Genomic DNA, 24,645 nt, shown 5'->3' with positions numbered 1-24,645 from the left:
CCGGCCCATGGAGCGCCTGCACAGCAGCGACCCGATCCCCGCCCATTTGCGCGGGTGCATCATGGCGCTGGGTAATTTCGACGGATTCCACGCAGGTCATCAGGCCGTGGCCGGTCGCGCCATCGACTGCGCCCGCGCGCAAGGCCGCCCCGCGATCATCGCGACTTTCGACCCGCACCCCATGCGCCTGTTCCGCCCGGACACGCCCTGGTTCCGGCTGACGACGCTGGACCAGCGCGAACGCCTCTTCGCCCGGGCGGGCGCTGACGCCATGCTGGTGTTCGACTTCACCCGCAATCTCGCATCGCTCGATCCCGAAGCCTTCGTTCGCCTGCTCGTCGATTGGGGTGTGGCGGGAGTGGTCACGGGGCAGGATTTCACCTTCGGCAAGGACCGCGCCGGTTCCATCGAGACTCTCGCGCGGCTGGGCGCCACCATGGGCCTCAGCGCGGAGGCTGTCGCGCCCGTTACCGACGCCGGCGGAGACATTATCTCCTCCACCCGCATCCGCGGGGCGCTGACATCGGGCGACTGCGAAACGGCGACCCGTCTGCTGACCCGTCCCTTCGCCATAGAGGGGGTCGTCCAGCACGGCGATAAATTGGGTCGCACCATCGGTTTTCCGACCGCGAATGTCGATCTCGGCCATTTTCTGCGTCCGGCCTACGGCATTTACGCCGTGCGCGGCCTGCTCCCCGATGGACGGGTCCTGGACGGCGCCGCCAATCTTGGCATCCGTCCGACCTTCGATCCGCCCAAGGAATTGCTGGAGCCGCATTTCTTCGACTTCGCCGAAAGCCTCTACAACCAGCGGATCGAGGTCCAACTCATCCATTATCTGCGTTCCGAAGCGAAATTCGACGGCCTGGATGCGCTGATGGCCGCCATCGCCAAGGATTGCGACGATGCACGGCAAATCCTTGCGGGAACGCCGCACCTCGCCTAATGCCGCGCGATCAAATTAACACGCGCGGATCCCGATGACCGACCAGCCTGACTATAAGAGCACCGTTTTCCTTCCCGTCACCGACTTTCCGATGAAGGCGGGGCTGGCGCAGAAGGAACCGGCCATTCTGGCGCGCTGGGAGGAAATGGACCTCTACGGCAAGCTGCGCGAGCGGCGGAAGGGCCGCGAACGCTTCATCCTGCACGACGGCCCGCCCTATGCCAATGGCGACATCCATATGGGCCATGCGATGAACAAGGTGCTGAAGGACATCATCGTGCGTTCGCAGAGCCTTCTCGGCAAGGACGCGCCTTATGTGCCCGGCTGGGACTGCCACGGCCTTCCGATCGAATGGAAGATCGAGGAGGAATATCGCAAGAAGAAGCAGAATAAGGACGAGGTTCCCGCGCAGGAGTTCCGCGCCGAATGCCGCGCCTATGCCGACAAATGGGTCGGCGTGCAGAAGGAGCAGTTCAAGCGCCTTGGCGTCATGGGCGATTGGGACGATCCCTATCTGACCATGAAGTTCGACGCCGAAGCCACCATTGTCGGCGAACTGCTGAAATTCGCGGAAAGCGGCCAGCTCTATCGCGGCGCCAAGCCCGTCATGTGGTCCCCGGTCGAAAAGACCGCGCTGGCCGAGGCGGAAGTGGAATATGAGGACATCGTCTCGACCCAGATCGACGTGGCGTTCGAGATTGTCGAAGCGCCGGGCGCGCCGGAGTTGGTCGGTGCCCATGCGGTGATCTGGACGACGACGCCGTGGACGATTCCGGTCAACCAGGCTTTGGCCTATGGGCCGGAGGTTGAGTATGTGCTGCTGGAAGGCGATGGGCGCAAGTTCATCATCGCCGAAGCCCTGATTGCCGCCTTCAAGGAGCGCTCGGGCCTTGTTCACGCCCAGCCGCACAAGCATTTTAAGGGTGCCGCCTTGGCCGGCGCCGTCGCCCGCCATCCGATGCACGCGCTCGGCGGCTTCTTCGCCAAGCCGCGTCCGCTGCTCGCAGGCGATTTCGTGACCACCGACGCGGGCACCGGCCTTGTCCACATGGCGCCCGACCATGGCGAGGACGACTTCGCGCTGTGCAAGGCGAACGGCATTAATCCGGTCTTCGCCGTCGAGAATGACGGCAAATATCGCGAGGATTGGCTCTGGCTCGGCGGTCAGGGATCGGTCATCAACCCGAAGTTCGTCGGCAAGGACGGCCCGATCTGCACCGATCTGCGTGAAGCAGGCGGGTTGCTCGCCGCGTCCGATGACTTCAAGCACAGCTACCCCCACAGCTGGCGCTCCAAGGCGAAGATCATCTTCCGCTGCACCCCGCAATGGTTCATCCCGATGGACCAGCGGCAGGCGGGCGCCGTGGTCGAAGCGGGCGAGGGCATCCTGCCCACGCCGATCGTCACCAATGACCCGACCCTGCGCGAACTGGCGGTCGACGCCATCGAACAGACCCGCTGGGTGCCGGAACGCTCGATCAACCGCATCCGCTCGATGGTGGAGGGGCGTCCCGACTGGGTGATCAGCCGCCAGCGCGCCTGGGGCGTGCCGATCGCGCTCTATGTCCATCGCAAGAGCGGTGAATATCTGGTTGATAAAGCAGTCAATGCCCGCATCGTCGAAGCGTTCAAGGGCGCGGGCGCCGACGCATGGTTCGGCGCCGACCATCAGGTCCTGCTCGGCCCCGATTACGACCTCAACGATTATGAGGTGGTGAACGATATTCTCGACGTCTGGTTCGACAGCGGCTCGACCCACAGCTTCGTTGTGGAAGGCCGCTACGGCCCCGACGCCCGCGCCGACCTCTATCTCGAAGGCTCCGACCAGCATCGCGGCTGGTTCCAGTCCTCACTGCTCGAAAGCAGCGGCACCCGCGGCCGCGCGCCCTATGACGCCGTCCTCACCCACGGCTTCGCGCTGGATGGGCAGGGCCGCAAAATGTCGAAGAGCCTCGGTAATGTGGTCGACCCGCTGAAGGTCATCGGCGAAAGCGGCTCCGACATATTGCGCGTCTGGGTTGCCAGCACCGATTATTTCGATGACGTCCGCATCGGCAAGGAAGTGCTGGCCGGCTCCTCCGACGCCTATCGTAAATTGCGCAACACTTTCCGTTACTTGCTGGGTGCTCTTTCCGATTTTTCGGAAGAAGAAAAGCTGCCCGTCAGCGAGATGCCGGAACTGGAGCGCTACATGCTCCATCTGCTCGCCAAGCTCGACGCGGATCTCAGGGATGTGGTCGACAAGGCGGCGGACAGCGAAAACTGGCTGGAATTCAGTCGTTACACCCGTGCGTTGATGGACTTTGCGAACAGCGACCTGTCGGCCTTCTTCTTCGACATTCGCAAGGACTGCCTCTATTGCGATGCGAAGTCGGACCCCAAGCGCCGCGCCTATCGCACGGTACTCGACACGCTGTTCCACGCGCTGGTCCGCTATGCCGCGCCGATCATTCCCTTCACCGCTGAGGAAGTCTGGCAAAGCCGCTATCCAAATGCCGAAGAAAGCGTCCATTTCCTCGAATGGCCGGAAGTCGATTCCCATTGGGCCAATGGCAGCCTTGGCGACAAATGGACGGAACTGCGCGATCAGCGCGATCAGGTCAACGAAGCCATCGAACCGCTGCGCCGCGAAAAGATCGTCCGCTCAAGCCTGGAAGCCGATGTCACCATGGGCGAGTTGCTGGCAACCGGCGGCGTCGATTTCGCGGAGATCGCAATCGTTGCCCGCGTCGAAATGGGCAAAGGCGACGGCATCGAGGTCAAGCCTAGCGACTGGCACAAATGCGGCCGCTGCTGGCGCCTGCTGCCGGAGGTTGAGGAAGACGGCACGCTTTGTCATCGCTGCGACGAGGTGCTGAAGGCCTGACGCAAAAGGCCCTGTCCTATAGCCCCTTCTCTGCGCTATAGCCCCGACGTCGATTTCTCGCCTGTAGGAAAATTGAAGAAAAATGGCGGTTTTTCAGGACCTCATCGTGTCACCCATGTCACCCAAATCCTATCCGGCAGCGCGCTGATGGCGACTGTCCATCACCGTCCGCTGGGCCTGGCCGTGGCGATCGTCACGCTCGTGCTCGACCAACTCGTCAAATATACCGTCACCTATCCGCTGGCGCTGAAAAGCCGGATGGATGACGGTATTGAAATCCTGCCGATCTTTCGCCTGCACTGGCTGGAAAATCGGGGCGTTTCGATGGGCTTTTTCCATGCGGACACCAATGCCATGCGCTGGATACTGGTCGGCATGACCATGTTGATCGCGGGCTTTGTGAGCGTGTGGATGTGGCGCGAAAAAGCGCGGCAGGATGTCGCGGCCCTCGGTCTGGTGCTGGGCGGCGCCATCGGCAATATCATGGACCGCGTGCGGCTGGGTTATGTGGTCGATTATGCCGACCTGCATTTCGGTGAGTGGCGGCCCTTCCTGATTTTCAACCTGGCGGATGCGGCCATCACTTTCGGCGTGCTGATCCTGCTTGCGCGGGCGCTTCTGCTGCGCGAGAAGGGCGCAAAGACGGAGTCATTGAACTAATGCGTAAACTGATCCTCGCCGCTGGCCTGATTTCCATGCTGTCCGCCTGCGGCGGCGGTGGCGGCCTGTTCAACCGTGCCCGTCCCGATGAGTTTGCAGTCTCGCGTCAGGCTCCGCTGGTGATCCCGCCGGACTTCGCGCTGGTCCCGCCCGCGCCGGGCACGCCTGCGGCCGCCTCGGTCGATTCGAGCAAGGCCGCGATGGAGGCCATGTTCGGCGGCCCTTCCGCTCGCAGTGCCGCTGAAACCGGCACCCTGACCGCCGCCGGCCGCGCCAATGCCGCTGCGGGCATCCGCTCTTCCGCGGGCGATCCGGGTACGGACGTCGTGGAAAAGGGCGCGACCACTCGCGACATCATCGCCGCGCCGGAAGGCGACGGGCAGGATGCCCGCGCCTCCACGCCGCAGCCGTAAAAGCAAAAACTCAGGGCTGGTTCTCGATAAAATTCTTGAACCGGCCCAGGGCATCGTCCCACTGGGTCCCCACCGTGCGGAGCCAGTCCTGAGCCTCCGCAACAGCCTCCCGGCGCAGGGTGAACAGCACCTCGCGCCCGCTCTTCGTGCGGCGCACCAGCCCGGCACCCAACAGAACGTCCAGGTGCTTGGCCACGGCCTGACGACTGATCGGCAAGCCATCGCCCAATTGGACGATCGAGCGTTCCGAACCGTCGGAAAGCCGCCCGATCAAACCCAGCCGCGTAGCATCGCCCAGAGCCGCGAACAGCCGGGCAGGGCTGTCCTCACCCTTCAACATAATCGCGAATATTCTTCACCTGTTCGGCCCAGCCGCCATCGTTGGAGCGCATGACATTGCTCCGCCGGGGCTCGGGCACCTTGTCGAACCCGCTTTCGGTCACGGTCAACCGCGTGCCATTTTCCAAGGGTTCCAGCACGAATTCGACCAGCGTCCATTCCGGCACGGGCACGCCACTTTCCATCAGCGCCTTGTCGCCGCCGGTCGCCGGCCATTCATAGGCAAAGCGGGTCATCGGCTCGATCGCCACGATCCGCGCTTCCCAGCGATAATGTTCATAGCCGGGATAGGTCATATGCCCGGTCGAGGACTGGCCCATGACGAAGGGCTGGTCCAGCGCGACCCGGAACCAGGCCCCGAACTTCTCATGATCGGTCAGCGCGTCCCACACTTTTGCGACGGGCGCGGCGATGTCCATGGTCTTGATGATGGAATCGGTCATATCAGCAACCTCCTGGTTGCCAATATGGACCGCTTACCGATTAATGCAACCTTTTGGTTGCCAAATCACGCGCGCGCTTCGGCACCAACGCCCGCGCTGTTATGGCGCAGCGCCGTCAGCACGGTGTCCGTAATCGCGTCAGCATCCAGCCGGGCGTCGGCATATTGTTTTTCCGGCTTGTCCTGATCCTGGAAAATGTCGGGCAGGCGCATCGTCCGCAGCTTGAGACCATTGTCGATCAGCCCCAGATCGCTCGCCAGAGTCAGCACATGGGCGCCCAGGCCGCCAATGGCGCCTTCCTCGACGGTCACGGCGACCTCATGGGTCGTGAGCAGTCGCCGGATCATCGCTTCATCCAGCGGCTTGGCGAAGCGCAGGTCCGCCACCGTGGTCGACAGGCCTTTCGCTTCCAGTGCTTCGGCCGCCTTCAGCGCTTCCCCCAGCCTGGTGCCGAGCGAGAGGATCGCCACCTGACGCCCCTCGCGCACGATGCGACCCTTGCCGATTTCCAGCCGCTCGGGCGTTTCGGGCAAGGCGACGCCCACGCCATTGCCACGCGGATAGCGGACGGCGATCGGGCCATCGTCATGCACGGCGCAGGTGTGGACCATATGGACCAGTTCGGCTTCATCCGCTGCCGCCATCACCACGAAATTGGGCAGGGTGGCAAGATAGGTGACGTCGAAGCTGCCCGCATGGGTCGATCCGTCCGCGCCGACCAGTCCGGCGCGGTCGATGGCGAAGCGCACCGGCAGGTTTTGGATCGCCACATCATGGACGACCTGATCATAGGCGCGTTGCAGGAAGGTCGAGTAGATCGCGCAGAAAGGCCGCATGCCCTGCGCGGCCAGTCCTGCCGCAAAGGTCACGGCATGCTGTTCGGCAATGCCCACGTCGAAGGCGCGGTCGGGAAAAGCCTCCCCGAATTTATCGAGGCCTGTCCCCGATGGCATGGCGGCCGTAATCGCGCAGATCGTCTCGTCGCGGGTCGCTTCGGCGATCAGTGCCTTGGCAAAGACGCCGGTATAGCTGGGCGGGCCGGGTGGTGCCTTCGCCTGTGTGCCGGTGACGACGTCGAATTTCTGCACGCCATGATATTTGTCCGCCGCCGCCTCGGCCGGGGCATAGCCCTTGCCCTTCTGCGTCACGACATGGATCAGGCAGGGGCCTTCCGCCGCATCGCGGACATTTTCCAGAACCGGGATCAACTGGTCGAGATTATGGCCGTCGATCGGGCCGACATAGTAGAAGCCCAGTTCCTCGAACAAGGTCCCGCCCATCGCCATGCCACGGGCGAAGGAATCGGTCTTGCGCGCGGCGTTGTGGAGCGGGCGGGGCAGTTTGCGCGCCAGTTTCTTGGCGATGTCGCGCAGGCCGAGGAACTCCCGGCTCGACACCAGCCGCGCCAGATAGGCGGAGAGACCTCCCACCGGCGGAGCGATCGACATGTCATTGTCGTTCAGGATCACGATCAGCCGGTTGCCCGCCTCCCGTGCATTGTTCATCGCCTCATAGGCCATGCCCGCCGACATCGATCCGTCGCCGATCACGGCAATGGCCTTTCCGGGCTTGCCGCTCAGCTTGTTGGCCACCGCAAAGCCCAAGGCCGCACTGATCGAAGTGGAACTGTGCGCCGCGCCAAAGGGATCGAATTCGCTCTCGCTGCGCTTGGTGAAGCCGCTCAGACCGCCGCCCTGGCGCAGGGTGCGGATGCGGTCTCGCCGCCCGGTCAAGACCTTGTGGGGATAGCATTGATGCCCGACATCCCACACCAGCTTGTCGTCGGGCGTGTTGAACACATAATGGATGGCGGCGGTCAGTTCCACCACGCCCAGCCCCGACCCCAGATGCCCGCCCGTCACCCCGACGGCGGAAATCACTTCCTGCCGCAGTTCATCGGCGAGTTGCCGCAGCTGTTCGGGTTGGAGGGCGCGCAGGTCCGACGGCCAGACAATCTGGTCGAGCAGCGGGGTGGAGGGGCGATCGTTCATGAAAGGCATAGACTCCGGTGTGCGCTAGGCCGTTCGAAGGCGAAGCGCAACGTCTCCATCACGCTGCGCACTTGGCGCAGGTGCCCAATATCTCGATTACGGGGCGTTCCGGCTGAAAACCTTCCCCCCGGGCGACGGCGCGGACCTTGTCGGTGACCTTGTCGTCGTCGACATGGGTGGCTTGCTTACAGTGGGTGCATACCAGAAAGATGCAGTCGTGGTGACAGCCCGGATGCACATTGGCGATATAGGCATTGGCGCTTTCCACCCGCATCGCGATATTGTTGCTCACGAACAGGTCCAGGATGCGGTAGACGCTGTTGGGCGCCACCCGCTTGCCGCGCGCCTTGGACACGGTATCGGCGATGTCATAGGCCGACGCGGGCGTTTCCTCTGCCGCCAGCGCGTCGAAAATGGCGGCGCGCATCGGCGTCCATTGTTCCTGGCCCGCTTCCAGCGTGGCGCGGGCGGCATCGGCCAGACTGGCGCCGGACGGTTCATGATGGTCGTGATGGTGGTGATCGGCCATGGGGTCAATCTAGGCTGCGGCGATGCCGGGGGCAAGGGCGACCAGGGACATCAGCCGCGCCCATAGATCCACGCCGTCCAGAGCCAGGCCGCGATCATCAGCGTCCCGCCGACCGGCGTCACCGCACCCAGCCATTTCGGCGCCCCAAGCGCCATGGCATAGAGGGTGAAGGCAAAGATCGCCGCGCCGGCCAGCATCAGCGCGGCCGGTCCCCGCGCAACCCCCATGACCGCCAGCGCGCCGACGCCGTGGATCAACTGGTAGAGGCCACCGGTTCGCAGCCATTCCGCCGCTTGCGGATTCGCCGCTCCATGCGCGCCAAAGGCGCCCGCGCCAATCGCCAGAGCCGCGGACAAGGCCGCCAGAACCGCAATCATGCCTCTTCCTTTCCTTCGCCCCGCGTCAGCAGGCGCATGCGCCTGCCGGGCCGGTACATCAAGTCCTTGGCCGCCAGCAAATCGCCATGTTCGATCTGCAGGCTCATGCGTTGCGCATCATTTTCGCGATATTGGCGCTCGACTTCCTCGACCTCCTCCTTCGGCACGCCCAGCGCCCGCATCGCCTGCACGCCCATGCAAATGGCGGATTCGAACACTTCGCGCACGACGCCCGCCAGATCGAGATCCTTGAAGGCCAGCAATTGCCGCCGGTCGAATGCCCGGACCACCAGCGCCGCCTGCGGAAACGCCTCCGCAATCGGTTCCAGCATCCGCCCGTCGAGTGAAGGATCGTCGATGCAGAAGGCGATCAGCCGCGCCTCCTCCGCGCCCGACCGGCGCAGCAGGTCGATGCGCGTGCCGTCGCCATAATAGACCTTCATGTCGAACTGGCTGGATACTTCGATCTGGGAGGGTTTCTTGTCGATCAGGACAACGCCGAAGCCATGGCCCATCAGCATCTGCGCCACTGTCTGGCCGAAGCGGCCATAGCCGACGATGATCGCCGTGCCGCGCGGCGCGTCGTCGGGCTTGGGCAGGTCCTGCCCGTCCCTGGGCTTCGCAAATTCCAGCCGGCTCGCGAACAGCATCAGGAACGGCGTCGTCGCCATGGAGAAGGTGACGATGGCGCTGAACAGGCTGGCGGCTTGCGGCGCGATCAGCAGGGCGTTCTGCGCCTGAGTGAACAGCACGAAGCCGAACTCCCCGCCCTGACTCAGCAGCAGGCCTGCGCCGATGGCCTGGTTTCTTTCCATGCCGAACAGCCGGGCGAGGCCGGTGATGAGCGCTGCCTTGGTGGCGACCAGCACCGCTGCCATGCCGAGGACGAAGAAGGGATTGGCGGCCACCGCGCGCAGGTCCAGCACCATGCCGACCGCCAGGAAGAACAGGCCGAGCAGGATCGAGCGGAAGGGTTCGACATCCGCCTCGATCTCATGCCGGTAGGGCGAATCGGCCAGCATCACGCCTGCGACAAAGGCGCCCAGCGCTGTCGAAAGATGCAGCGCATGCATCAGCGATGCGGCCGCCAGCACGGTGAACAGTCCGACCGCGACGAACAGTTCCCGCTCGCCCAGCCGACCCACGAAGCGGAGCAGCGGACGCAGTATGAAGCGCCCGGCCAGCACCAGTCCGGCAATGGCGGCCACCGTATAGCCGGCCATCATCCATCCCGGCGGCCCGGCGGCGTCGTCCGGATTGCGCGACAGGGCGGCGACGATGGTGATGAGCGGAACGATGGAGAGATCCTGGAACAGCAGGATTGAAAACACTTTTTCGCCGAAGGGCGAGTTGATGCGGCCGCTGCTCTTGAGGCCCGGCAGCACCTGCGCGGTGGAGGAAAGCGCCAGCGGCAGCCCCAGCGCAATCGCCGCGCCCCAGGTGAAGCCGGTCGTGAAGAAGATGATCGCCGCCAACACGCAGCCGCACAGCACCACCTGCATCAATCCCAGCGCGAAAATGTCGCGTTTCAGTCGCCAGAGCCGCGCCGGATGAAGCTCGAGCCCGACCAGGAACAGCAGCAGCACGATGCCGATCTCGGCAATGGCGAGCTTCGATTCCGCGCCGCCGACCAGCCCCAGTCCCTGCGGCCCGACCAGCGCGCCCGCGACGAGGTAGCCAAGCACGGCGCCCAGGCCGAAGCGGCGGAACAGCATGACGAACAGCACCGCCGCACCGAGCAGGATGACGCCTTCGGACAGCAGGACATCCGTGGCGGAGAGGGGGCCGGCGGTGGCCTGGGGCATCCGGCCCTGCATCAGGTGTCGGCCATCCGGGCGGCTTCGGCAATGGCTTCGAAGCCCAGCCGGATCGACGCATGGCGGGCCGGATAGCCCCGCGCCGGCGCCAGCACCGCCAGCCCCGGCCAGAAATCCAGATCCTCGCTTGTCCCCGCCAGATAGGCGGTCAGGCGATCTCGCGCCTCGGCCAGTTCATCGGCGGTAAGGCCGACGGCATGGGCCGCCATCAGCGACGCCGATGCCTGGCCCAGCGCGCACGCCTTCACGTCCAGCCCCATGTCGCTGAGACGTCCATCGGTCATCCGCGCGTCCGCCGTCACCCGCGACCCGCAGGTAGGGGAACGCTTCTCGACGCTGGCCTGCGCGTCGGGCAGCCGCTTGTGATGGGGAATATTCGCGGCGAGCCGCAAAATGTCCTTGTTGTAGAGGGGGGCGCTCATCCAGACCCATGTAGGGCAGGACAAAGGGATGAGAAAGGGCGCAGGCACATGTTTTGTCACAGCCGCCCCAGGGTGGCCGCCGACAGGACCGCCATTGTCGGCAGGGCGATCTCCAGCCCAGCGCGCCATCGTGCCGACCGGGGCAAGGCAGGAAAATCGCCCAGCGCGATCACGGTCGCCATCGCCGCCGCGATCATGGTCCAGAGATAATAGCGCAGTTCTGACGCTACGCTGAGCATGGCGTAGCCCAGCCCATAGAAGAGCGCCGATCCGGCCAGCATCCAGATGATCCGTGCGGACGCCATCCGTCGCGCCGCCAGCATCAGCCCGAAGGCCAGTGCCATCCACGCGCAGGGCCAGCCGAGCGGCGTATCGGCGCTTCCGACCGCCGCCGCATCGACGAAGTTCAGCACCGGGCCGGGCGTCACATGGAAATTCCAGTCATTGGGCGCCGATTCCCGCTGCACGGGCCGCTCGACCTCATCATGGACCCGGAAGCGGGCATTGATATTCCAATGGGCGAGGCGGTGTTGCGCATAAGCGATGGGATGACGGACGATCTGCCCGATCCAGAAGGGCAGGGGGTCGACGTGCGCGGCGTGAAAGTCCCGCCGGACCTGTTCGAAATTCAGCGGGCAGAGCGGATCGACCCACCAGGCAAAGCTGTCCCATTTAACCGGCGTATAGCAGTGGCGGACTATTGCGACCGGATTGGCGACATGCATCGGGGGAAAGACATCCTGTCCGCCCTGTTCGGTGATTCCGGCGAGGTCGAAGATCACCAGCGACAGATTGACGTCGCTCGCTTCCGCGCCCAACGCCCGATTGGCCAGCGGCATGGCCATCAGCAGCGCCACAGCCATGACGGCCGCGCCCACGGCCATCCGCATCCGCGAAACCAGCACGACCGGCCCCAGCGCCAGCAGCAGGATCGGCACGCCCGCCAGAAAGGCATTGAACCGCAAGGTCGCGGCAAATACGACCAGCACCGCCGCGCCGGCCCGCGGCAGGACGGACCGGCTTTCCTGCGACAGCAGCATCAGCGCCACCGCCGCCGTCAGCGCGCCTGCCATCAGGCTGTCCTTCAACACCTCGCCCATCAGCGCGACGGACAGGGGCAGCAGCGTGCACAGGCCAAGGCCGAGCGCCACCCCCGGCCGTCCCCGTCGCAAGGCCCAGACGATGACGCCCGCCATGCCCGCCCCATAAAGCCCCAGCTGCAACAGCAGCATCGGCGCGGGCCCCGGCCAGAGGGGCAGGATCAGCCGCCAGATGCCCTCCATCATCGGCGGATGCCAGTCGTCGAACGCGCCGCTCAGCGCCTGATCATATTGCCGCACCGAATCATAGGTAACGAGGCCCGGCCAATAGCTGAGCGACAGCGTCAGCGCCGCAAGCACCGGCAGAAATGCCAGAATATGCGACGGACGCGCCGCCTTCATCCTTAGGGGCGCGACTCGGCGGGGGCGGGATCGGTCGGCACGACGCGCGGCGGCGGGGTTCCCGGCTGAGGTCCCGGCGCGCCGGGCGGTGGTCCTTCAGGCTGGTCGATCGGCAGGCGCAACTGCCCGCCGCCGATATTGACCGTCACCCCCTGCGTATCCAGACCCACGCTCATATTGCCCAGCCCCGCTTCGGTCGCGACATTGGCGATGGCGTTGACCAGATCGCTGTCCTTCGTCTCTTCCGGCGCGTCCTCCACCGGCTCGTTGATCGCGCCTGCCATGAAATTGCGCCAGATCCGGGCAGGGACGCCGCCGCCCGCCGCGCCGCCGGGCAGGGGGGTGTTGTCGTCATTGCCGATCCACACCGCCGTCACCAGCCCGCCTGCATAGCCGACGAAGATCGCATCGCGGCTGTCCTGCGTCGTTCCCGTCTTGCCGAACGTGCTGGTGCGCAGAGCCGCTGCGCTGCCCGTGCCGCGATTGGCGGCGGAGGAGAGGAGGTCGCGGATCATCTCCAGCTGATCGTCGCTGAAATGGCGCTGGCGGCTCATCAGCCGGTCGAACCAGCCCTGTTCTTCGGGCGGCAGGCCATGGGCGAGCACCGGATAGGCGCCCGCCGCAACTGCTGCATAGGCTTCCGTCAGTTCCACCAGCGGGATTTCCGAGGTACCCAGCGCCAGGCTGAGATCCTCCGTCAGAGGCGCGGTGACGCCCAGATCGCGCGCGACCTTGATGACATTGTCGACGCCGACCTTCTGCGTCAGTCGCACCGCCGCCACATTGCTCGACGCCGCAAAGGCCTGACGCAGGGTGATCCGTCCGCGATATTTGCCGCTGTGATTGGCGGGGCGATAGGTGCCGCTGGTGATCGGCGTGTCCTCTATCATGTCGTCCGGGGTCATGCCCGCGCGGAAGGCGGCGAGATAGACGAACAGCTTGAAGGTCGATCCCGGCTGGCGCTTGGCCTGCACTGCGCGGTTGAAGGCGCTGTCGCTGTAATTCTTGCCGCCGACCATCGCGACAACGCTGCCGTCGGGCTTCATCGCCACCAGAGCCGCCTGCGCCTTGCCCAGCGGGGCGCGCCGGATCGCGGCCTCCGCCAGCCGCTGGATGCGCCAGTCGAGCGTCGTCGTCACATTCTGCGCGCCATAGACCGCGCCCGCCCGGTCGCGCGCCTGCGGCAGCACCCAGTCGGCGAAATAGGTTCCGCTGGTGGGATCGGGCGTTTCATGCACGTTGAGCCGCGCGGGGGGCAGGGCATTGCGCTGCGCCCTGGTGATATAGCCCGCCTCGACCATCGCCTGCGTCACCAGCGCCGCCCGTTCCTGCGCGCCCTTGAGATTTGTCGTCGGGGCAAGGCGCGAGGGCGCCTTCAGCAGTCCCGCCAGCATCGCTGCCTGGGGGATGGTCAGCCGTTCCGGCTGGCGGTTGAAATAGTGCAGCGAGGCTGCCCTGAGGCCATAGACATTGTCGCCGAAATAGACGTTGGAGAGGTATCTCTCCATGATCTGGTCCTTGGTCAGCCACGCTTCCAGCCAGAAGGCGATCAGCGCCTCCCGCGCCTTGCGTCCGAAGGTCCGGTCGGCGGAAAGGAACACGCCCTTGGCAAGCTGCTGGGTGATGGTGCTGCCGCCCTGCGACGACCCGTTCGACCAGAGATTATGCCAGGCCGCCCGCGCGATGCCGCGGGGGTCGACGCCCCAATGGCTGTAAAAACGCCGGTCCTCGATCGCCATGAAGGCCTGCGGCACATGTTTGGGCAGGGCGGCGACGGTGACAGGCCTGTCGATGATCGCTCCGCGCCGCGCGATCAGATGGCCGTCCGCCGACATCAGGCTGATGCTGGGCGGCGCGATGGGCTTCAGGGATCGGGAGAGCGGCGCCGTCACCGCCAGCCAGGCGATGACGATCATCAGCAGCGCCAGCAGCGCGGCGACAATCCACCCGCCGATCTGCAAGCGGCGCTTCCACGGGCCGGGCCGGGCAAAGGAACTGGGCGGCCCGGCGCCGAATTCGCGTGGGGGCAGGGCGTTGGTTTCAGGAATCGGCAGGGGATCGTTCATTGCTTCGGCCATGCTGTGTTATTTGCCTGATACAGTCAAGCATGTCCCTTCGCGGGACAATCCTTAACGACGAAACGCCATGGCCTAAATGGTAAAGAATCCGTTAACATCCGACTCATGCGAACACGTCCTCTTGTCCTGACGACCGAAGCCGCGCGCCATCCGTTCCGCCAGCGGCTGCCGCGCCATGTGCTGCGCCAGACGGAGACGGCAAGCCACGCCGCGCGTCCCCCGGTCTCCGACGATAATGACTGGAAGCTGTTCCTGCTGAGCTTCGGCGCTTTCTTCACGGCCTTCTACAGCTTCATTTTCTAACGCGCGCCGCCGGGCCTCAGTCGCAGGCCTTGTGCAGCGTCCAGGCGATCCAGGCGCAGGGCAGGCACAGCGCGGCCACCAGCAGCAACTGGTTGACCACCGACATTCCCGCGATGCTGAGGCTGATGGTAATGATCGAACCCAGCACCATCGCGCCTGAATTGACGATATTGTTCGCCGCCACCGTCCGGGCCGCCTCGCATTTTTCGACAGTGGTGGTGAGGAAGGCGTAGAGCGGCACCACGAACATGCCGCCGAATGTCGCCACGCTCAGCAGGCAGATCGACAGCGGAATCGCCAGCGGATGCGACAGGAAACCGGTCAGGGACAGCATCTGTCCGGTCGATTCCGCCATCCAGAGATCGCACACGATATGGAAGGCGACGACGCTGAGCCCCATGCCAATCACGGAAGCGGGCGCATATTTGGCCGAAACATGCCCGCCCAGCAGCCGGTTGATCGCAATCGACCCGATGGCGATGCCGATGGAGAATATGCCGAGGAACAGGCTGGCGACGGCCTTGTCGGCGGTCAGCACATTCTTCACCAGCGGCGGAAACTGGATGAACAATATCGTGCCCACCGCCCAGAAGAAGCTGATCGCCATGATGGCGAGGTAAAGCCGGCGGATATGCATCGTTCCCCGGACCAGAGTGACCGAGGATCGGATGATGTGGAAATCGATCGGCTGCCGCTCCAGCAGGGAGGGGGCGGAGGGGACCTGCCGTCCCGCCAGCCAGCCAATGGCCGCCGTCAGGATGATGCCGGCTGCGGCGGCCTGAATCGGGATGATGCCGGCCAGGATCGTGCCCGCCAAAATGGCGATATAGGTGCCTGCCTCGACCAGTCCGGTGCCGCCGAGCACTTCCTCGTCATGCAGATGCTGCGGCAGGATCGCATATTTGATCGGTCCGAAGAAGGTCGAGTGCACCCCCATGGCGAACAACGCGACCAGCAGCAGGGGAATGGCGAGCGAGTGCACCGCGATTCCGCTCCAGATCAGCGCCAGCCCCGCCGCGCCGACCGCCATGATGACGATTTCGGCCGCTTTCACGATGCGGATGATGGTCGCCTTGTCCCGCTGATCCGCCAATTGCCCGGACAGGGCGGACAGCAGGAAGAAGGGCAGGACGAACACGCCGGTCGCCAGCGCGCTGAACCATGTCTCCGACTTTTCGTCGTTATAGACGGTGTAGACGACGAACAGCACCATCGCATTCTTGAACAGATTGTCGTTGAAGGCGCCGAGCATCTGGGTGATGAAAAGCGGCAGAAAACGTCGCTTTGTGAGGAGCCTGAAAGAGGCTTGCATGGGCGATGGGGTCTTCTTCGCAGTGAATTGGCGAGGGGGGTCTAGCCATAGAAAGGGGGTCTGTCCAACCCTCCCGTGCGTTAATCCTGTCGGCTCCGCTTGTGCGGCGCGCCCGACTGTGGCAGTCCGCCGCCATGCTGACGCTGCCCAATTTGCTGACGCTTTCGCGGATATTGACCGTGCCCCTGCTTGTCGCGCTGCTCTGGCCCGCGGAGGTGGGCGCGCGCTGGACGACCGGCTATATGCTCGCCTTCGGGCTTTATTGCCTGATGGGGATCACCGATTATTTTGACGGCTATCTCGCCCGCGCACAGGGGGCGGTGTCGAAACTCGGCATTTTCCTCGATCCCATCGCCGACAAGATCATGGTCGGCGCGGTGATCCTGATGCTGGCGGCGACGCGGGACATTTCGGGCCTGCACATCGTCGCGGCGATGATCATCCTGCTGCGTGAGATCGCCGTATCGGGCCTGCGCGAATTTCTTGCCGGGTTGCAGGTGTCGGTGCCGGTATCGCGCCTCGCGAAATGGAAGACGACGTTCCAGCTTATCGCGCTTGGCGCGCTGATTCTGGCCGGCGCGGTGCCGCAATTCCCCTTCGTGCAGCTTGTCGGCATCGTCACGCTTTGGGCGGCGGCGATCCTGACGCTGATTACCGGCTGGGATTATCTGCGCGTCGGCATCAAGCATATGGATTGAGCGATGGCCGACCTCAAACTCGTCTATTTCGCCTGGGTTCGGGAAGCCATCGGCCGGGACGAGGAGCAGGTCGAACGGCCCGCTCCGGACGTTACCATCCGTGCCCTGATCGCCGTGCTGGCGGAGCAGGGCGGCGGCCATGCCGAAGCCTTTGCCCAGCCCGAAAAGCTGCGGGCGGCGCTGGACCAGCGCTTCGTGCCGCTCGACAGTCCCATAGGAGACGCCACGGAATTGGCGATCTTCCCGCCGGTGACGGGCGGATGACTCGCATTTCCATCCAGGCGGAGGATTTCGATCCCGCGGCCGAACTTATGGCGCTGGAAGCCTCTGGCGGTGGTGGCGTTGCGAGCTTTACCGGGATCGTCCGGGGAGAGGGCGGGTTGGTCGCGCTCGAACTGGAACATTATCCGGCGATGACGAGCGCGCAGGTCGAGCGCATTGTCGAGGAAGCGCTGGAGCGCTGGCCGCTGCTGGGCGTACGGGTGATCCATCGCTATGGACGGCTGGAGCCGGGCGAGCGGATCGTCTTCGTGGGCACGGCCTCCCGCCATCGCGCGGCGGCGCTGGAGGCCTGCGCCTTCCTCATCGACTGGCTGAAATCGCACGCGCCCTTCTGGAAGAGGGAGCATTTCGCGGATCGCACCGCCTGGGTCGAAGCCCGTGCGGAGGACGACGCGAAGGCTGAAGGCTGGCTCAAGCCGCCGCGCTGACCTCGGGCTGCTCCGCTGCCTCCCGCAACAGTTCCGCCAGCAGCCGGAATTCCTTCTCGCGCGGGCTGTTCTTGCGCCACACCAGCGCAATGTCGCGATGCGACCGGTCGGACCGCAATGGCCGGGCCGTGATCTGGGTATGGTTCAATATGCCGCCCGCAATCGCCATTTCCGGCATGATCGTCATGCCCAGCCCATTATCCACCATCTGCACCAGCGTGTGGAGCGAGGTGCCCATCATCATCGCGCTCGCCCGGATTTCCGGCCGATTGCAGGCCGCCAGCGCATGATCCTTCAGGCAATGCCCGTCCTCCAGCAGCAGCAGCTTGGTCTCGTCGATCATTTCCGGCGCGATCCATTCGGGCGGATCGCGCGGATCGTCGCGCGGGAAGGCGACATAGAGCCGATCCTGGAACAGAAATTCGCTGTCCAGTTCTCCGGTGGGGAAGGGCAGCGCCAGCAGCACGCAATCGACGCTGCCATGCCGCAGCGATTCAATCGCCGCCTGCGTGGTCTCCTCCCGCAGATAGAGCTTCAGTTCCGGCCGCTCGGCCCGCAATTTGGGCAGCAGACGGGGCAGCAGGAAGGGCGCGATGGTGGGGATCACGCTCATCCGAAGTTCGCCGGTCAGCGGCTTGCCCGATGCTTCGGCAATGGCGGCCAGTTCCTCCGCCTCGCGCAATACCCGGTGCGCCTTCTCGACGATGCGGTCGCCCAGCGCCGTGAAGCGCACCACCCGGCGCGTCCGCTCGACCAGGGTGATGCCGATCAGCGACTCCAGTTCGCGAATGCCCGCCGACAAGGTCGACTGGGTGACGAAACAGCTATCCGCCGCCTTGCCGAAATGGCCGTGTTCCTTCAGCGCCACCAGATATTGGAGTTGCTTGAGGGTGGGCATGTAACTCGACATTGATCGCCTTCCTCGATTGGAAAGCTCAATATAAGTGTCCTAGCCGATATATCCAAGCCATTTGGCGATGCCGAACAGGGATGTCAGCGTCAGGATCGTCCCCACCGCGATGAACAGGGCGCGCGGCGCCACATGGCGGGCCAGCATCGCGCCGAAGGGGGCGGCGACCACGCCGCCGATCAGCAGGCCGACCGTGTAGACGGTGAAGGTTTCCCAGCCCAGATGCAGCAGGAAGGTGATGCTGATCGACAGCGTCAGGATGAATTCGACGCTGTTGACGGTGCCGATGGTATGGCGCGGGCTGGACCCCTGGATCAGCAGGTTCGACGTCACCACCGGCCCCCAGCCGCCGCCGCCCGTCGCGTCCATGAAACCGCCGACCAGCCCCAGCGGGGCAACCCATTTGGGATCGCGCGCCTGCGGCGGGAAATGAAAGCCGCGCCAGACCAGATAGACGCCGATGCCCGTCAGATAGAATTGCACGAACGGCTTGATGATCGCGCCATCGACATGGGACAGCAGATAGGCGCCGGTGACCCCGCCGATCACGCCGGGAATGATGAGCCGCGCAAACAGCCGCCAGTCGACATTGCGATGCGCGATATGGCTGATCGCGGACACGCCGGTGGTGAAGGTTTCCGCTGCGTGGACGCTGGCCGAAGCCTTGCTGGGCGGCAGGCCGAGCGCCAGCAGCAACGTGCTGGAGATCACGCCATAGGCCATGCCCAGCGCGCCATCGATCATCTGCGCCCCGAAGCCCACGAGGATGAATGGCAGTATTTCAGCGAAATATGCGATAAAACTGTCCGACATCCACAAGCCCCTGTCCTGATTTGTCTACCGCATTGATAGGTATATCATCAAGCACCAAGAAACTTTCTATTTTATCGGACGAAGCCGAAATAGCCGACCATCTGGAAAATTCATCCTTTTGCGCTTATGTACCGATTGGTCGGTTTCCAAAGGGGCGCTGAATGGTGCGCAATCTTGTTGCTTATCTGGACTCGGTCAAATCGCGCGACCCCGCGCCGCGCTCGCGTGCCGAGATTCTGCTATATCCCGGCGTCTGGTCGCTGGCCTTTCATCGCGTGGCCCATCGGCTTTACGGCGCGCGGCTGTTTTTCCTCGCCCGGGCGGTGAATCATTTCTCGCGATTCCTGACCGGCAATGATATTCATCCCGGCGCCCGCATCGGGAAGCGTTTCTTCATCGACCATGGCTTCACCGTGATCGGAGAGACGGCGGAGATCGGGGATGACGTCACCCTCTATCAGAATGTGACGCTGGGCGGCACCGATCCGGCGAACGGCATCGCGGGCAAGCGCCACCCCACGCTGGAAAACGGCGTGATCGTCGGATCGGGCGCGCAGGTGCTGGGGCCGGTGCGCGTCGGTGCCCGTGCCCGCGTCGGCGCCAATGCCGTCGTCACCAAGGATGTGAAGGAAGGCGCCACCATGGTCGGCATTCCGGCGCGTCCCATGCTGGTCGACGTCACTGCCTATCAGCGCGATTTCCTCCCCTATGGCACGCCCTGTTCGGACTGCTTCGACCCGGAAAAGCAGAAGCTGGAATTGCTCCAGTGCGAAGTCGAGCAATTGCAGAAGCGCCTTGCCGAACTGCTGGTGGAACGGAGTCGCACGCCGGATGACGATGCGCCGCCGTTCAAGGAGCGTGGCCGCGCCTGATGAGCAATGTGACGCCGTTTCCGTCGCACACGGCCCAGGATGCAAGGGCTGCGGCCGTCCAGACCGGTTTCGAGCGCCTCGAACTCCAACGGATCATGGATTTGTACGGCCGCATGGTCGCGGCCGGGCACTGGCGGGATTATGCCATCGACATGGGGCGCGAAGCCGCGATCTTCTCTGCCTTCCGCCGCGCCGCCGAACGTCCCGAGTTCCGCATTGAAAAGCGGCCCGCGCTGCGCCATCGGCAGGGCATGTGGGCGCTGATCGGCGAGGCGGGTAATGTGTTGAAGCGGGGCGCCGAGCTTCAGGGCGTGCTCGCCCCGGTCGAGCGGCGGCTGCTCAAGATCGTCGGCGAATAATTTTCCACGGCTCGCGCCGCTACGGCACTGGGCAAATCTCCATCATCGCCATCCACCGGCATGAATTTCGTCTTTTGCTGCGATTGCGCTGATGATAGCGCCTTTCCGAAGACCATTAAGGAGAGGCCTGTTCATGAGCTTGCCGAAATTGCTGGAAGGCCGTTTGTCCCTGCCGCTGATCGGTTCGCCGATGTTCATCGTGTCGCAGCCGGCGCTGGTGATCGCCCAGTGTCGCGCGGGAATCGTGGGTTCCTTCCCCTCGCTCAACGCCCGCCCGTCGGGCATGTTCGAACAATGGCTCCAGCATCTGCACGAAGCCCTGACCGACAGGGACGCGCCCTTCGCCGTCAACCTGATCGTGCACAAGACCAACGATCGGCTGGAGGAGGACCTTGACCTCTGCGTCAAATATCGGGTGCCGATCGTCATCACCTCGCTGGGCGCGCGGGAGGATGTGAATCGGGCCGTGCACAGCTATGGCGGGATCGTCCTGCATGACGTCATCAACAACGTCTTCGCGCGCAAGGCCGTCGAAAAGGGCGCCGACGGCCTGATCGCCGTCGCGGCGGGCGCGGGCGGCCATGCCGGTACCCTGTCGCCCTTTGCGCTGGTGGAGGAAATCCGCGCCTGGTTCGACGGGCCGCTGGTGCTTTCGGGAGCCATTGCCACGGGCCGTTCGATCGCGGCGGCGCGGATGATGGGCGCCGACTTCGCCTATATGGGCTCCTCCTTCATCGCGACGGAGGAAGCCAATGCCGAAGCCGGTTACAAGCAGATGATCGTCGACAGTGGCGCTGGCGACATCGTTTATTCCGATTTCTTCACCGGCGTTCTTGGCAATTATCTGCGGCCCAGCATCACGGCTGCGGGCCTCGATCCCGACAGGCTGCCCCAGGCGTCCGATATGGACTTCGCCAAAATGGCGGGCGGCGAGAAAAAGGCCTGGCGCGATGTTTGGGGCGCGGGGCAGGGAATCGGCGCGATCCGTCAGGTTCAGTCCGCCACCGCCTTCATCGCGCAGCTCAAACGGGAATATGAGACCGCCGTCGCGGCCTTCAATTCATAGAAAATCCCGCAATTCCGCCATGAAGCGGTCGAACTGGTCATGGTGCAGCCAGTGGCCGGCCTCCGCGAATTCCACCAGCCGGGCGTCCTGAAAATGCGCTGCGCGTCCGTCCTTCACCGGATTGGACGCCCAGCTATCCAGCCCCAGGCAGAGCAGCGTGGGACAGGCGATGCGGCTCCAGAACTGGGGCAGTTCGGTATCGTCCCCCACCTGCGACGACAGGTCGTTCAGATAGGGATCGAATTTCCAGCGATAGCTGCCATCTTCATTGCGGTTGACGCCATGAATGGTGAGGTGCATCGCCTGCTCGACCGACAGATGGTCGTTACGCTCCCGCATCCGGGCGACCGCCGCCTCGATGGTCGGATAATGCCGCCTTGTCTGGCGCGCACGCTTGCGCCGCTTCCCGATCCAGTCCAGCCATTGGTCGGTCGCGGGTTTGTGGGCTTTTTCCGCGATGCTGTTGGGCGACAGGCCCAGGCCTTCGACCGCGACGATCTTCGCGACCTTCTCGGGGAACAGCCCGGCATAGCGCAGCGCGATCGATCCCCCCAGCGAATGGCCGACCAGAATCACCGGTTCCCGCCCGAGTTGCTCGATCAGTTGAGCCAGATCATAAACGAAATTGATCATCGGATAGGACCCCTCGGCCGACCAGGCGCTGTCGCCATGGCCGCGCAGGTCTGGCGCGATGACATGATAATCCTTCGCCAGCGCCCGCGCCGTCCAGTCCCAGCTCCGCGCATGATCGCATCCGCCATGCACCAGAATCAGCGTGGGCGCCGCGCTATTGCCCCAATCCAGATAGTGCAGGCGCATCCGCAGCGATGTGTAGAAATGCGACGTCGGCGCTGGCGTGCTCATGCGATCCTGTGGGGAGGGAGGAAAGGGGCGGGCGATGTTCATGTCTCTTTGGCGAACTTCCCGTAGGTTGCAAGGGGCGGCAAGGCGAAAGCCCAGCAGTACGCCATGTTTTTCAAACTTCGGTTAAGATCGCGAAGGGTCAGAGATCGTCCGAATGCGCGGCCAGCCGAACGATGCGCTGGCTGTCTTGTGCGACGCTAGCGACCATCCGCGCCAGTTCCGCCTGCTTGAACGGCTTGTTCAGCCTCGGCCGGTGCGTCATGTCCGGCGGGAGTTCGGCATAGCCTGTGATGATGATCACGGGCAGGCCCGGCAGCCTTTCCTCAATGGCTTCGGCCAGTTGCGCGCCGGTCATGGCCGGCATCGCATAATCGGTGATGACCATGTCGACATTGCCTTCCTCCAGCATCCGCAGCGCGTCCGCGCCGGACGCCGCCTGGAAGACCGTATGGCCCAACTCCTCCAGCATTCCCGCCGTGTTGGTCAGCACCAGATCGTCGTCGTCCACCGCCAATATGACCAGCGGCTCTCCCATATCGAAGGCCGGGTTGTCGAGCGGTCCGGTGCCCTCCTGCGCCGGGGCTTCGACAGACGCGACCGGAAGCCACAGGGACACCGTGGTTCCCCGTCCGACCTCACTGCTGATGGTCAGCGATCCGCCGCACTGCTCGGCAAAGCCATGGACCATCGACAGGCCCAGCCCCGTCCCCTTGCCAATCCCCTTGGTGGTGAAGAAAGGCTCGCGCGCCCGCTCCAGCGTCGCTTCGTCCATGCCTTCGCCTTCGTCGATGATCGACAGCCGGATATAGCGGCGGCTTTCCAGGTCGGACGGCTGGTTCTGGAGGCGCGCCGTCTCGCTGCCTTCGATGATGATGCGTCCGCCCTGCGGCATGGCGTCGCGCGCGTTGACCGCGAGGTTGAGCAGCGCCAGTTCCAGTTGCGCCGGATCGGCATAGGCCGGGGGCAAATGAAGGGGAAAGCGCGTTTCGATCAAGGCCCCGCTGCCCAGCGTGGTCTTGAGCAGGTCGGCCATATCACGCACTAGCGCCATGCAGTCGACATTTTGCAGCTTCAGTTCCTGCTTGCGTGCGAAGGCCAGCATCCGCTGCGTCAGGGTCGCGCCGCGTTCGGCCGCCGTCATGGCATTGTCGATATAGCGCGACACGTCCGCGCCCGCCGCCAAGCGGTGGCGGGCCAGGTCCAGGCTGCCGACGATCACCGCCAGCAGATTGTTGAAATCATGGGCGACGCCGCCTGTCAGCTTGCCGATTGCGTCCATTTTCTGGGACTGGAAAACCGTCTCGCGCGCTTCCTCCAGCGCCAATTGCGTCTCCCGCCTTTCGGTGAGGTCGCGGGTGACCTTGGCGAAGCCGATCAACTCGCCGTTACCGTCACGGATCGCCTCGATGGTGACATGCGCCCAGAATTGCGATCCATCCTTGCGGATTCGCCATCCCTCGGCCTCGAACCGCCCCTCCCGCGCCGCCGTTTCCAGCGCCCGGGAAGGGATGCCCGCCATCCGATCCTCTTCCGAATAGAAGCGGGAAAAATTCTGGCCCAGAATCTCGTCCGCAGTATAGCCTTTGAACCGCTCCGCTCCCGGATTCCAGCTCGTGATCGTTCCCACCGGATCGAGCATGTAGATGGCATAATCCTTGACCCCCTGCACCAGCAGGCGGAAGCGTTCCTCACTGCGGCGCAGTTCTTCCTGCGCGGCGCGACGCTCGGTCAGGTCCCGCGTCACTTTCGCAAAGCCGATCAGCGTGCCGTTCGGATCGTGGATAGGATCGATGACGACGTTCGCCCAGAAACGCGTGCCGTCCTTGCGCAGGCGCCAGCCTTCCGCCTCGAACCGGCCTTCATCCCTGGCGGTGGCCAGCGCCAGGGCGGGGATGCCCGCGGCCTGATCCTCCGGCGTGTAGAAGATCGAAAAGTGCCGGCCGATGACCTCCTCAGCCTCATAGCCCTTGAAACGGCGCGCGCCGGCATTCCAGCTGGCGACAATGCCGTCGGTCGACAGCATGAAGATCGCATAATCGGTGACGCTCTGGACCAGCAATTCAAAGCGGTTTCCAGACCATTCCGGTTCCACCGCGCTCATGGGACGGTCCCTGTCGGATTTTTGTGGCATGCCCTCTGACAACGCAGGCCCTTCGTGAACGTTCCGCTTCCGAAAGCGATAGTTGTTCGTTCAGCGCTACTGTCGACATTGACGCCGCAATGCCTGAAAGCTAATGGCGGCTCAGCGACGTAGAGGGAAAGGTTGGAATTCCACTATTCCCCATGTTGGAACAAATCGCCGGAAACGCGATAAAACCCAGCAAATACAGCGCATTGCGGGTGTAGCTCAATGGTAGAGCAGAAGCTTCCCAAGCTTACGACGAGGGTTCGATTCCCTTCACCCGCTCCATTTTC

Annotated in this window: 25 protein-coding genes and 1 tRNA gene; 12 read left to right on the top strand and 14 right to left on the bottom strand. The window is 64.2% G+C overall.

Translation table 11 applies throughout. The features are described from left to right. The first annotated feature begins 7 nt into the window (after positions 1-7). The 4 genes from F7P65_RS03640 (at position 8) to F7P65_RS03625 (ending at position 4,885) form a co-directional block, all read left to right on the top strand. The gene (locus F7P65_RS03640) at positions 8-946 is read left to right on the top strand and encodes a bifunctional riboflavin kinase/FAD synthetase (protein WP_150290396.1); all 939 of its coding nucleotides are present in this window, start codon (positions 8-10) and stop codon (positions 944-946) included. Positions 947-980: 34 nt separating this feature from the next. Then, positions 981-3,812: an isoleucine--tRNA ligase gene (gene ileS / locus F7P65_RS03635; protein ID WP_150290395.1), complete on the top strand. Its 2,832-nt coding sequence runs from the start codon at positions 981-983 to the stop codon at positions 3,810-3,812. Positions 3,813-3,959: 147 nt separating this feature from the next. After that, complete coding sequence (gene lspA / locus F7P65_RS03630) at positions 3,960-4,472, top strand: signal peptidase II (RefSeq protein WP_205451907.1); 513 nt, start codon at positions 3,960-3,962, stop codon at positions 4,470-4,472. Then, on the top strand, positions 4,472-4,885 hold the full coding sequence (locus F7P65_RS03625) for a DUF3035 domain-containing protein (protein WP_150290394.1): 414 nt from the start codon (positions 4,472-4,474) through the stop codon (positions 4,883-4,885). Before lspA ends, F7P65_RS03625 begins: the two co-directional genes overlap by 1 nt. A 10-nt stretch (positions 4,886-4,895) precedes the next feature. On the opposite strand, the gene F7P65_RS03620 is transcribed toward F7P65_RS03625, so the two are convergent. From F7P65_RS03620 to F7P65_RS03580, 9 genes are all read right to left on the bottom strand, one after another. Next, entirely contained in the window at positions 4,896-5,225 is a 330-nt protein-coding gene (locus tag F7P65_RS03620; RefSeq protein ID WP_150290393.1) for an ArsR/SmtB family transcription factor, read from the bottom strand. Beyond that, complete coding sequence (locus F7P65_RS03615; protein ID WP_150290392.1) at positions 5,212-5,667, bottom strand: SRPBCC family protein; 456 nt, start codon at positions 5,665-5,667, stop codon at positions 5,212-5,214. The genes F7P65_RS03620 and F7P65_RS03615 overlap by 14 nt, the downstream gene beginning before the upstream one ends. A gap of 65 nt (positions 5,668-5,732) precedes the next feature. After that, positions 5,733-7,667 carry a 1-deoxy-D-xylulose-5-phosphate synthase gene (gene dxs, locus F7P65_RS03610; RefSeq protein ID WP_205451904.1) on the bottom strand — a complete coding sequence of 645 codons (1,935 nt, stop codon included), beginning with the start codon at positions 7,665-7,667 and terminating at the stop codon, positions 5,733-5,735. A 49-nt stretch (positions 7,668-7,716) separates the two neighbouring features. Further along, positions 7,717-8,187 (bottom strand): Fur family transcriptional regulator, encoded by a 471-nt coding sequence (locus F7P65_RS03605; protein ID WP_150290390.1) that lies wholly within the window; start codon positions 8,185-8,187, stop codon positions 7,717-7,719. A 50-nt stretch (positions 8,188-8,237) separates the two neighbouring features. Beyond that, positions 8,238-8,564 (bottom strand): DUF423 domain-containing protein, encoded by a 327-nt coding sequence (locus F7P65_RS03600; RefSeq protein WP_150290389.1) that lies wholly within the window; start codon positions 8,562-8,564, stop codon positions 8,238-8,240. Then, positions 8,561-10,369 (bottom strand): monovalent cation:proton antiporter-2 (CPA2) family protein, encoded by a 1,809-nt coding sequence (locus tag F7P65_RS03595; RefSeq protein WP_420853299.1) that lies wholly within the window; start codon positions 10,367-10,369, stop codon positions 8,561-8,563. The genes F7P65_RS03600 and F7P65_RS03595 overlap by 4 nt, the downstream gene beginning before the upstream one ends. Before the next feature lie 11 nt (positions 10,370-10,380). Next, complete coding sequence (locus F7P65_RS03590; RefSeq protein WP_150290387.1) at positions 10,381-10,803, bottom strand: iron-sulfur cluster assembly scaffold protein; 423 nt, start codon at positions 10,801-10,803, stop codon at positions 10,381-10,383. 56 nt (positions 10,804-10,859) lie between these two features. After that, positions 10,860-12,245 (bottom strand): hypothetical protein, encoded by a 1,386-nt coding sequence (locus tag F7P65_RS03585; RefSeq protein WP_150290386.1) that lies wholly within the window; start codon positions 12,243-12,245, stop codon positions 10,860-10,862. Positions 12,246-12,247: 2 nt separating this feature from the next. Then, complete coding sequence (locus tag F7P65_RS03580) at positions 12,248-14,323, bottom strand: transglycosylase domain-containing protein (protein WP_150290385.1); 2,076 nt, start codon at positions 14,321-14,323, stop codon at positions 12,248-12,250. A gap of 105 nt (positions 14,324-14,428) precedes the next feature. Here F7P65_RS03580 and F7P65_RS03575 point away from each other — a divergent pair, with 105 nt between their 5' ends. Continuing rightward, positions 14,429-14,626, top strand: coding sequence for a hypothetical protein (locus F7P65_RS03575; protein ID WP_150290384.1), 198 nt, complete (start codon positions 14,429-14,431; stop codon positions 14,624-14,626). A gap of 16 nt (positions 14,627-14,642) precedes the next feature. Here F7P65_RS03575 and F7P65_RS03570 read toward each other — a convergent pair whose 3' ends face one another. Next, positions 14,643-15,938 carry an MFS transporter gene (locus F7P65_RS03570; RefSeq protein WP_150290383.1) on the bottom strand — a complete coding sequence of 432 codons (1,296 nt, stop codon included), beginning with the start codon at positions 15,936-15,938 and terminating at the stop codon, positions 14,643-14,645. A gap of 134 nt (positions 15,939-16,072) precedes the next feature. Between F7P65_RS03570 and pgsA the strand changes: the two genes are divergently transcribed. The 3 genes from pgsA to F7P65_RS03555 are packed head-to-tail and all read left to right on the top strand — an operon-like array spanning position 16,073 to position 17,346. Next, complete coding sequence (pgsA, locus tag F7P65_RS03565) at positions 16,073-16,636, top strand: CDP-diacylglycerol--glycerol-3-phosphate 3-phosphatidyltransferase (RefSeq protein ID WP_150290382.1); 564 nt, start codon at positions 16,073-16,075, stop codon at positions 16,634-16,636. 3 nt (positions 16,637-16,639) lie between these two features. Further along, positions 16,640-16,900 (top strand): MoaD/ThiS family protein, encoded by a 261-nt coding sequence (locus F7P65_RS03560; RefSeq protein WP_150290381.1) that lies wholly within the window; start codon positions 16,640-16,642, stop codon positions 16,898-16,900. Next, entirely contained in the window at positions 16,897-17,346 is a 450-nt protein-coding gene (locus F7P65_RS03555; RefSeq protein WP_150290380.1) for a molybdenum cofactor biosynthesis protein MoaE, read from the top strand. Before F7P65_RS03560 ends, F7P65_RS03555 begins: the two co-directional genes overlap by 4 nt. On the opposite strand, the gene F7P65_RS03550 is transcribed toward F7P65_RS03555, so the two are convergent. Then, complete coding sequence (locus F7P65_RS03550) at positions 17,330-18,256, bottom strand: hydrogen peroxide-inducible genes activator (RefSeq protein ID WP_150290379.1); 927 nt, start codon at positions 18,254-18,256, stop codon at positions 17,330-17,332. The two genes, F7P65_RS03555 and F7P65_RS03550, sit on opposite strands and share 17 nt — an antisense overlap. A 39-nt stretch (positions 18,257-18,295) precedes the next feature. Continuing rightward, positions 18,296-19,069, bottom strand: a complete 774-nt coding sequence (locus F7P65_RS03545) for a sulfite exporter TauE/SafE family protein (protein WP_150290378.1) — start codon at positions 19,067-19,069, stop codon at positions 18,296-18,298. 161 nt (positions 19,070-19,230) lie between these two features. Here F7P65_RS03545 and epsC point away from each other — a divergent pair, with 161 nt between their 5' ends. The 3 genes from epsC (at position 19,231) to F7P65_RS03530 (ending at position 21,366) form a co-directional block, all read left to right on the top strand. After that, positions 19,231-19,941: a serine O-acetyltransferase EpsC gene (gene epsC / locus F7P65_RS03540; RefSeq protein WP_150290377.1), complete on the top strand. Its 711-nt coding sequence runs from the start codon at positions 19,231-19,233 to the stop codon at positions 19,939-19,941. Then, a complete protein-coding gene (locus F7P65_RS03535) occupies positions 19,941-20,300 on the top strand; it encodes a DUF2794 domain-containing protein (RefSeq protein WP_150290376.1) in 360 nt (119 codons plus the stop codon). The genes epsC and F7P65_RS03535 overlap by 1 nt, the downstream gene beginning before the upstream one ends. A gap of 133 nt (positions 20,301-20,433) precedes the next feature. Beyond that, positions 20,434-21,366, top strand: a complete 933-nt coding sequence (locus F7P65_RS03530; RefSeq protein WP_150290375.1) for an NAD(P)H-dependent flavin oxidoreductase — start codon at positions 20,434-20,436, stop codon at positions 21,364-21,366. Here the strand turns inward: F7P65_RS03530 and F7P65_RS03525 are convergent. Both F7P65_RS03525 and F7P65_RS03520 read right to left on the bottom strand, forming a co-directional pair. Beyond that, the gene (locus tag F7P65_RS03525) at positions 21,361-22,230 is read right to left on the bottom strand and encodes an alpha/beta fold hydrolase (RefSeq protein WP_150290374.1); all 870 of its coding nucleotides are present in this window, start codon (positions 22,228-22,230) and stop codon (positions 21,361-21,363) included. The genes F7P65_RS03530 and F7P65_RS03525 overlap by 6 nt on opposite strands. Positions 22,231-22,369: 139 nt before the next feature. Continuing rightward, the gene (locus tag F7P65_RS03520; protein WP_150290373.1) at positions 22,370-24,331 is read right to left on the bottom strand and encodes a hybrid sensor histidine kinase/response regulator; all 1,962 of its coding nucleotides are present in this window, start codon (positions 24,329-24,331) and stop codon (positions 22,370-22,372) included. Between the two features lie 235 nt (positions 24,332-24,566). Between F7P65_RS03520 and F7P65_RS03515 the strand changes: the two genes are divergently transcribed. Beyond that, a tRNA-Gly gene (locus F7P65_RS03515) sits at positions 24,567-24,640 on the top strand. Positions 24,641-24,645: the final 5 nt, after the last annotated feature.

This window comes from Sphingobium estronivorans (genome assembly GCF_008692605.1).
Classification (GTDB): domain Bacteria; phylum Pseudomonadota; class Alphaproteobacteria; order Sphingomonadales; family Sphingomonadaceae; genus Sphingobium; species Sphingobium estronivorans.
The sequence above is the reverse complement of the archived record's forward strand: the minus strand, read 5'-3'. Positions and strand labels throughout refer to the sequence as shown.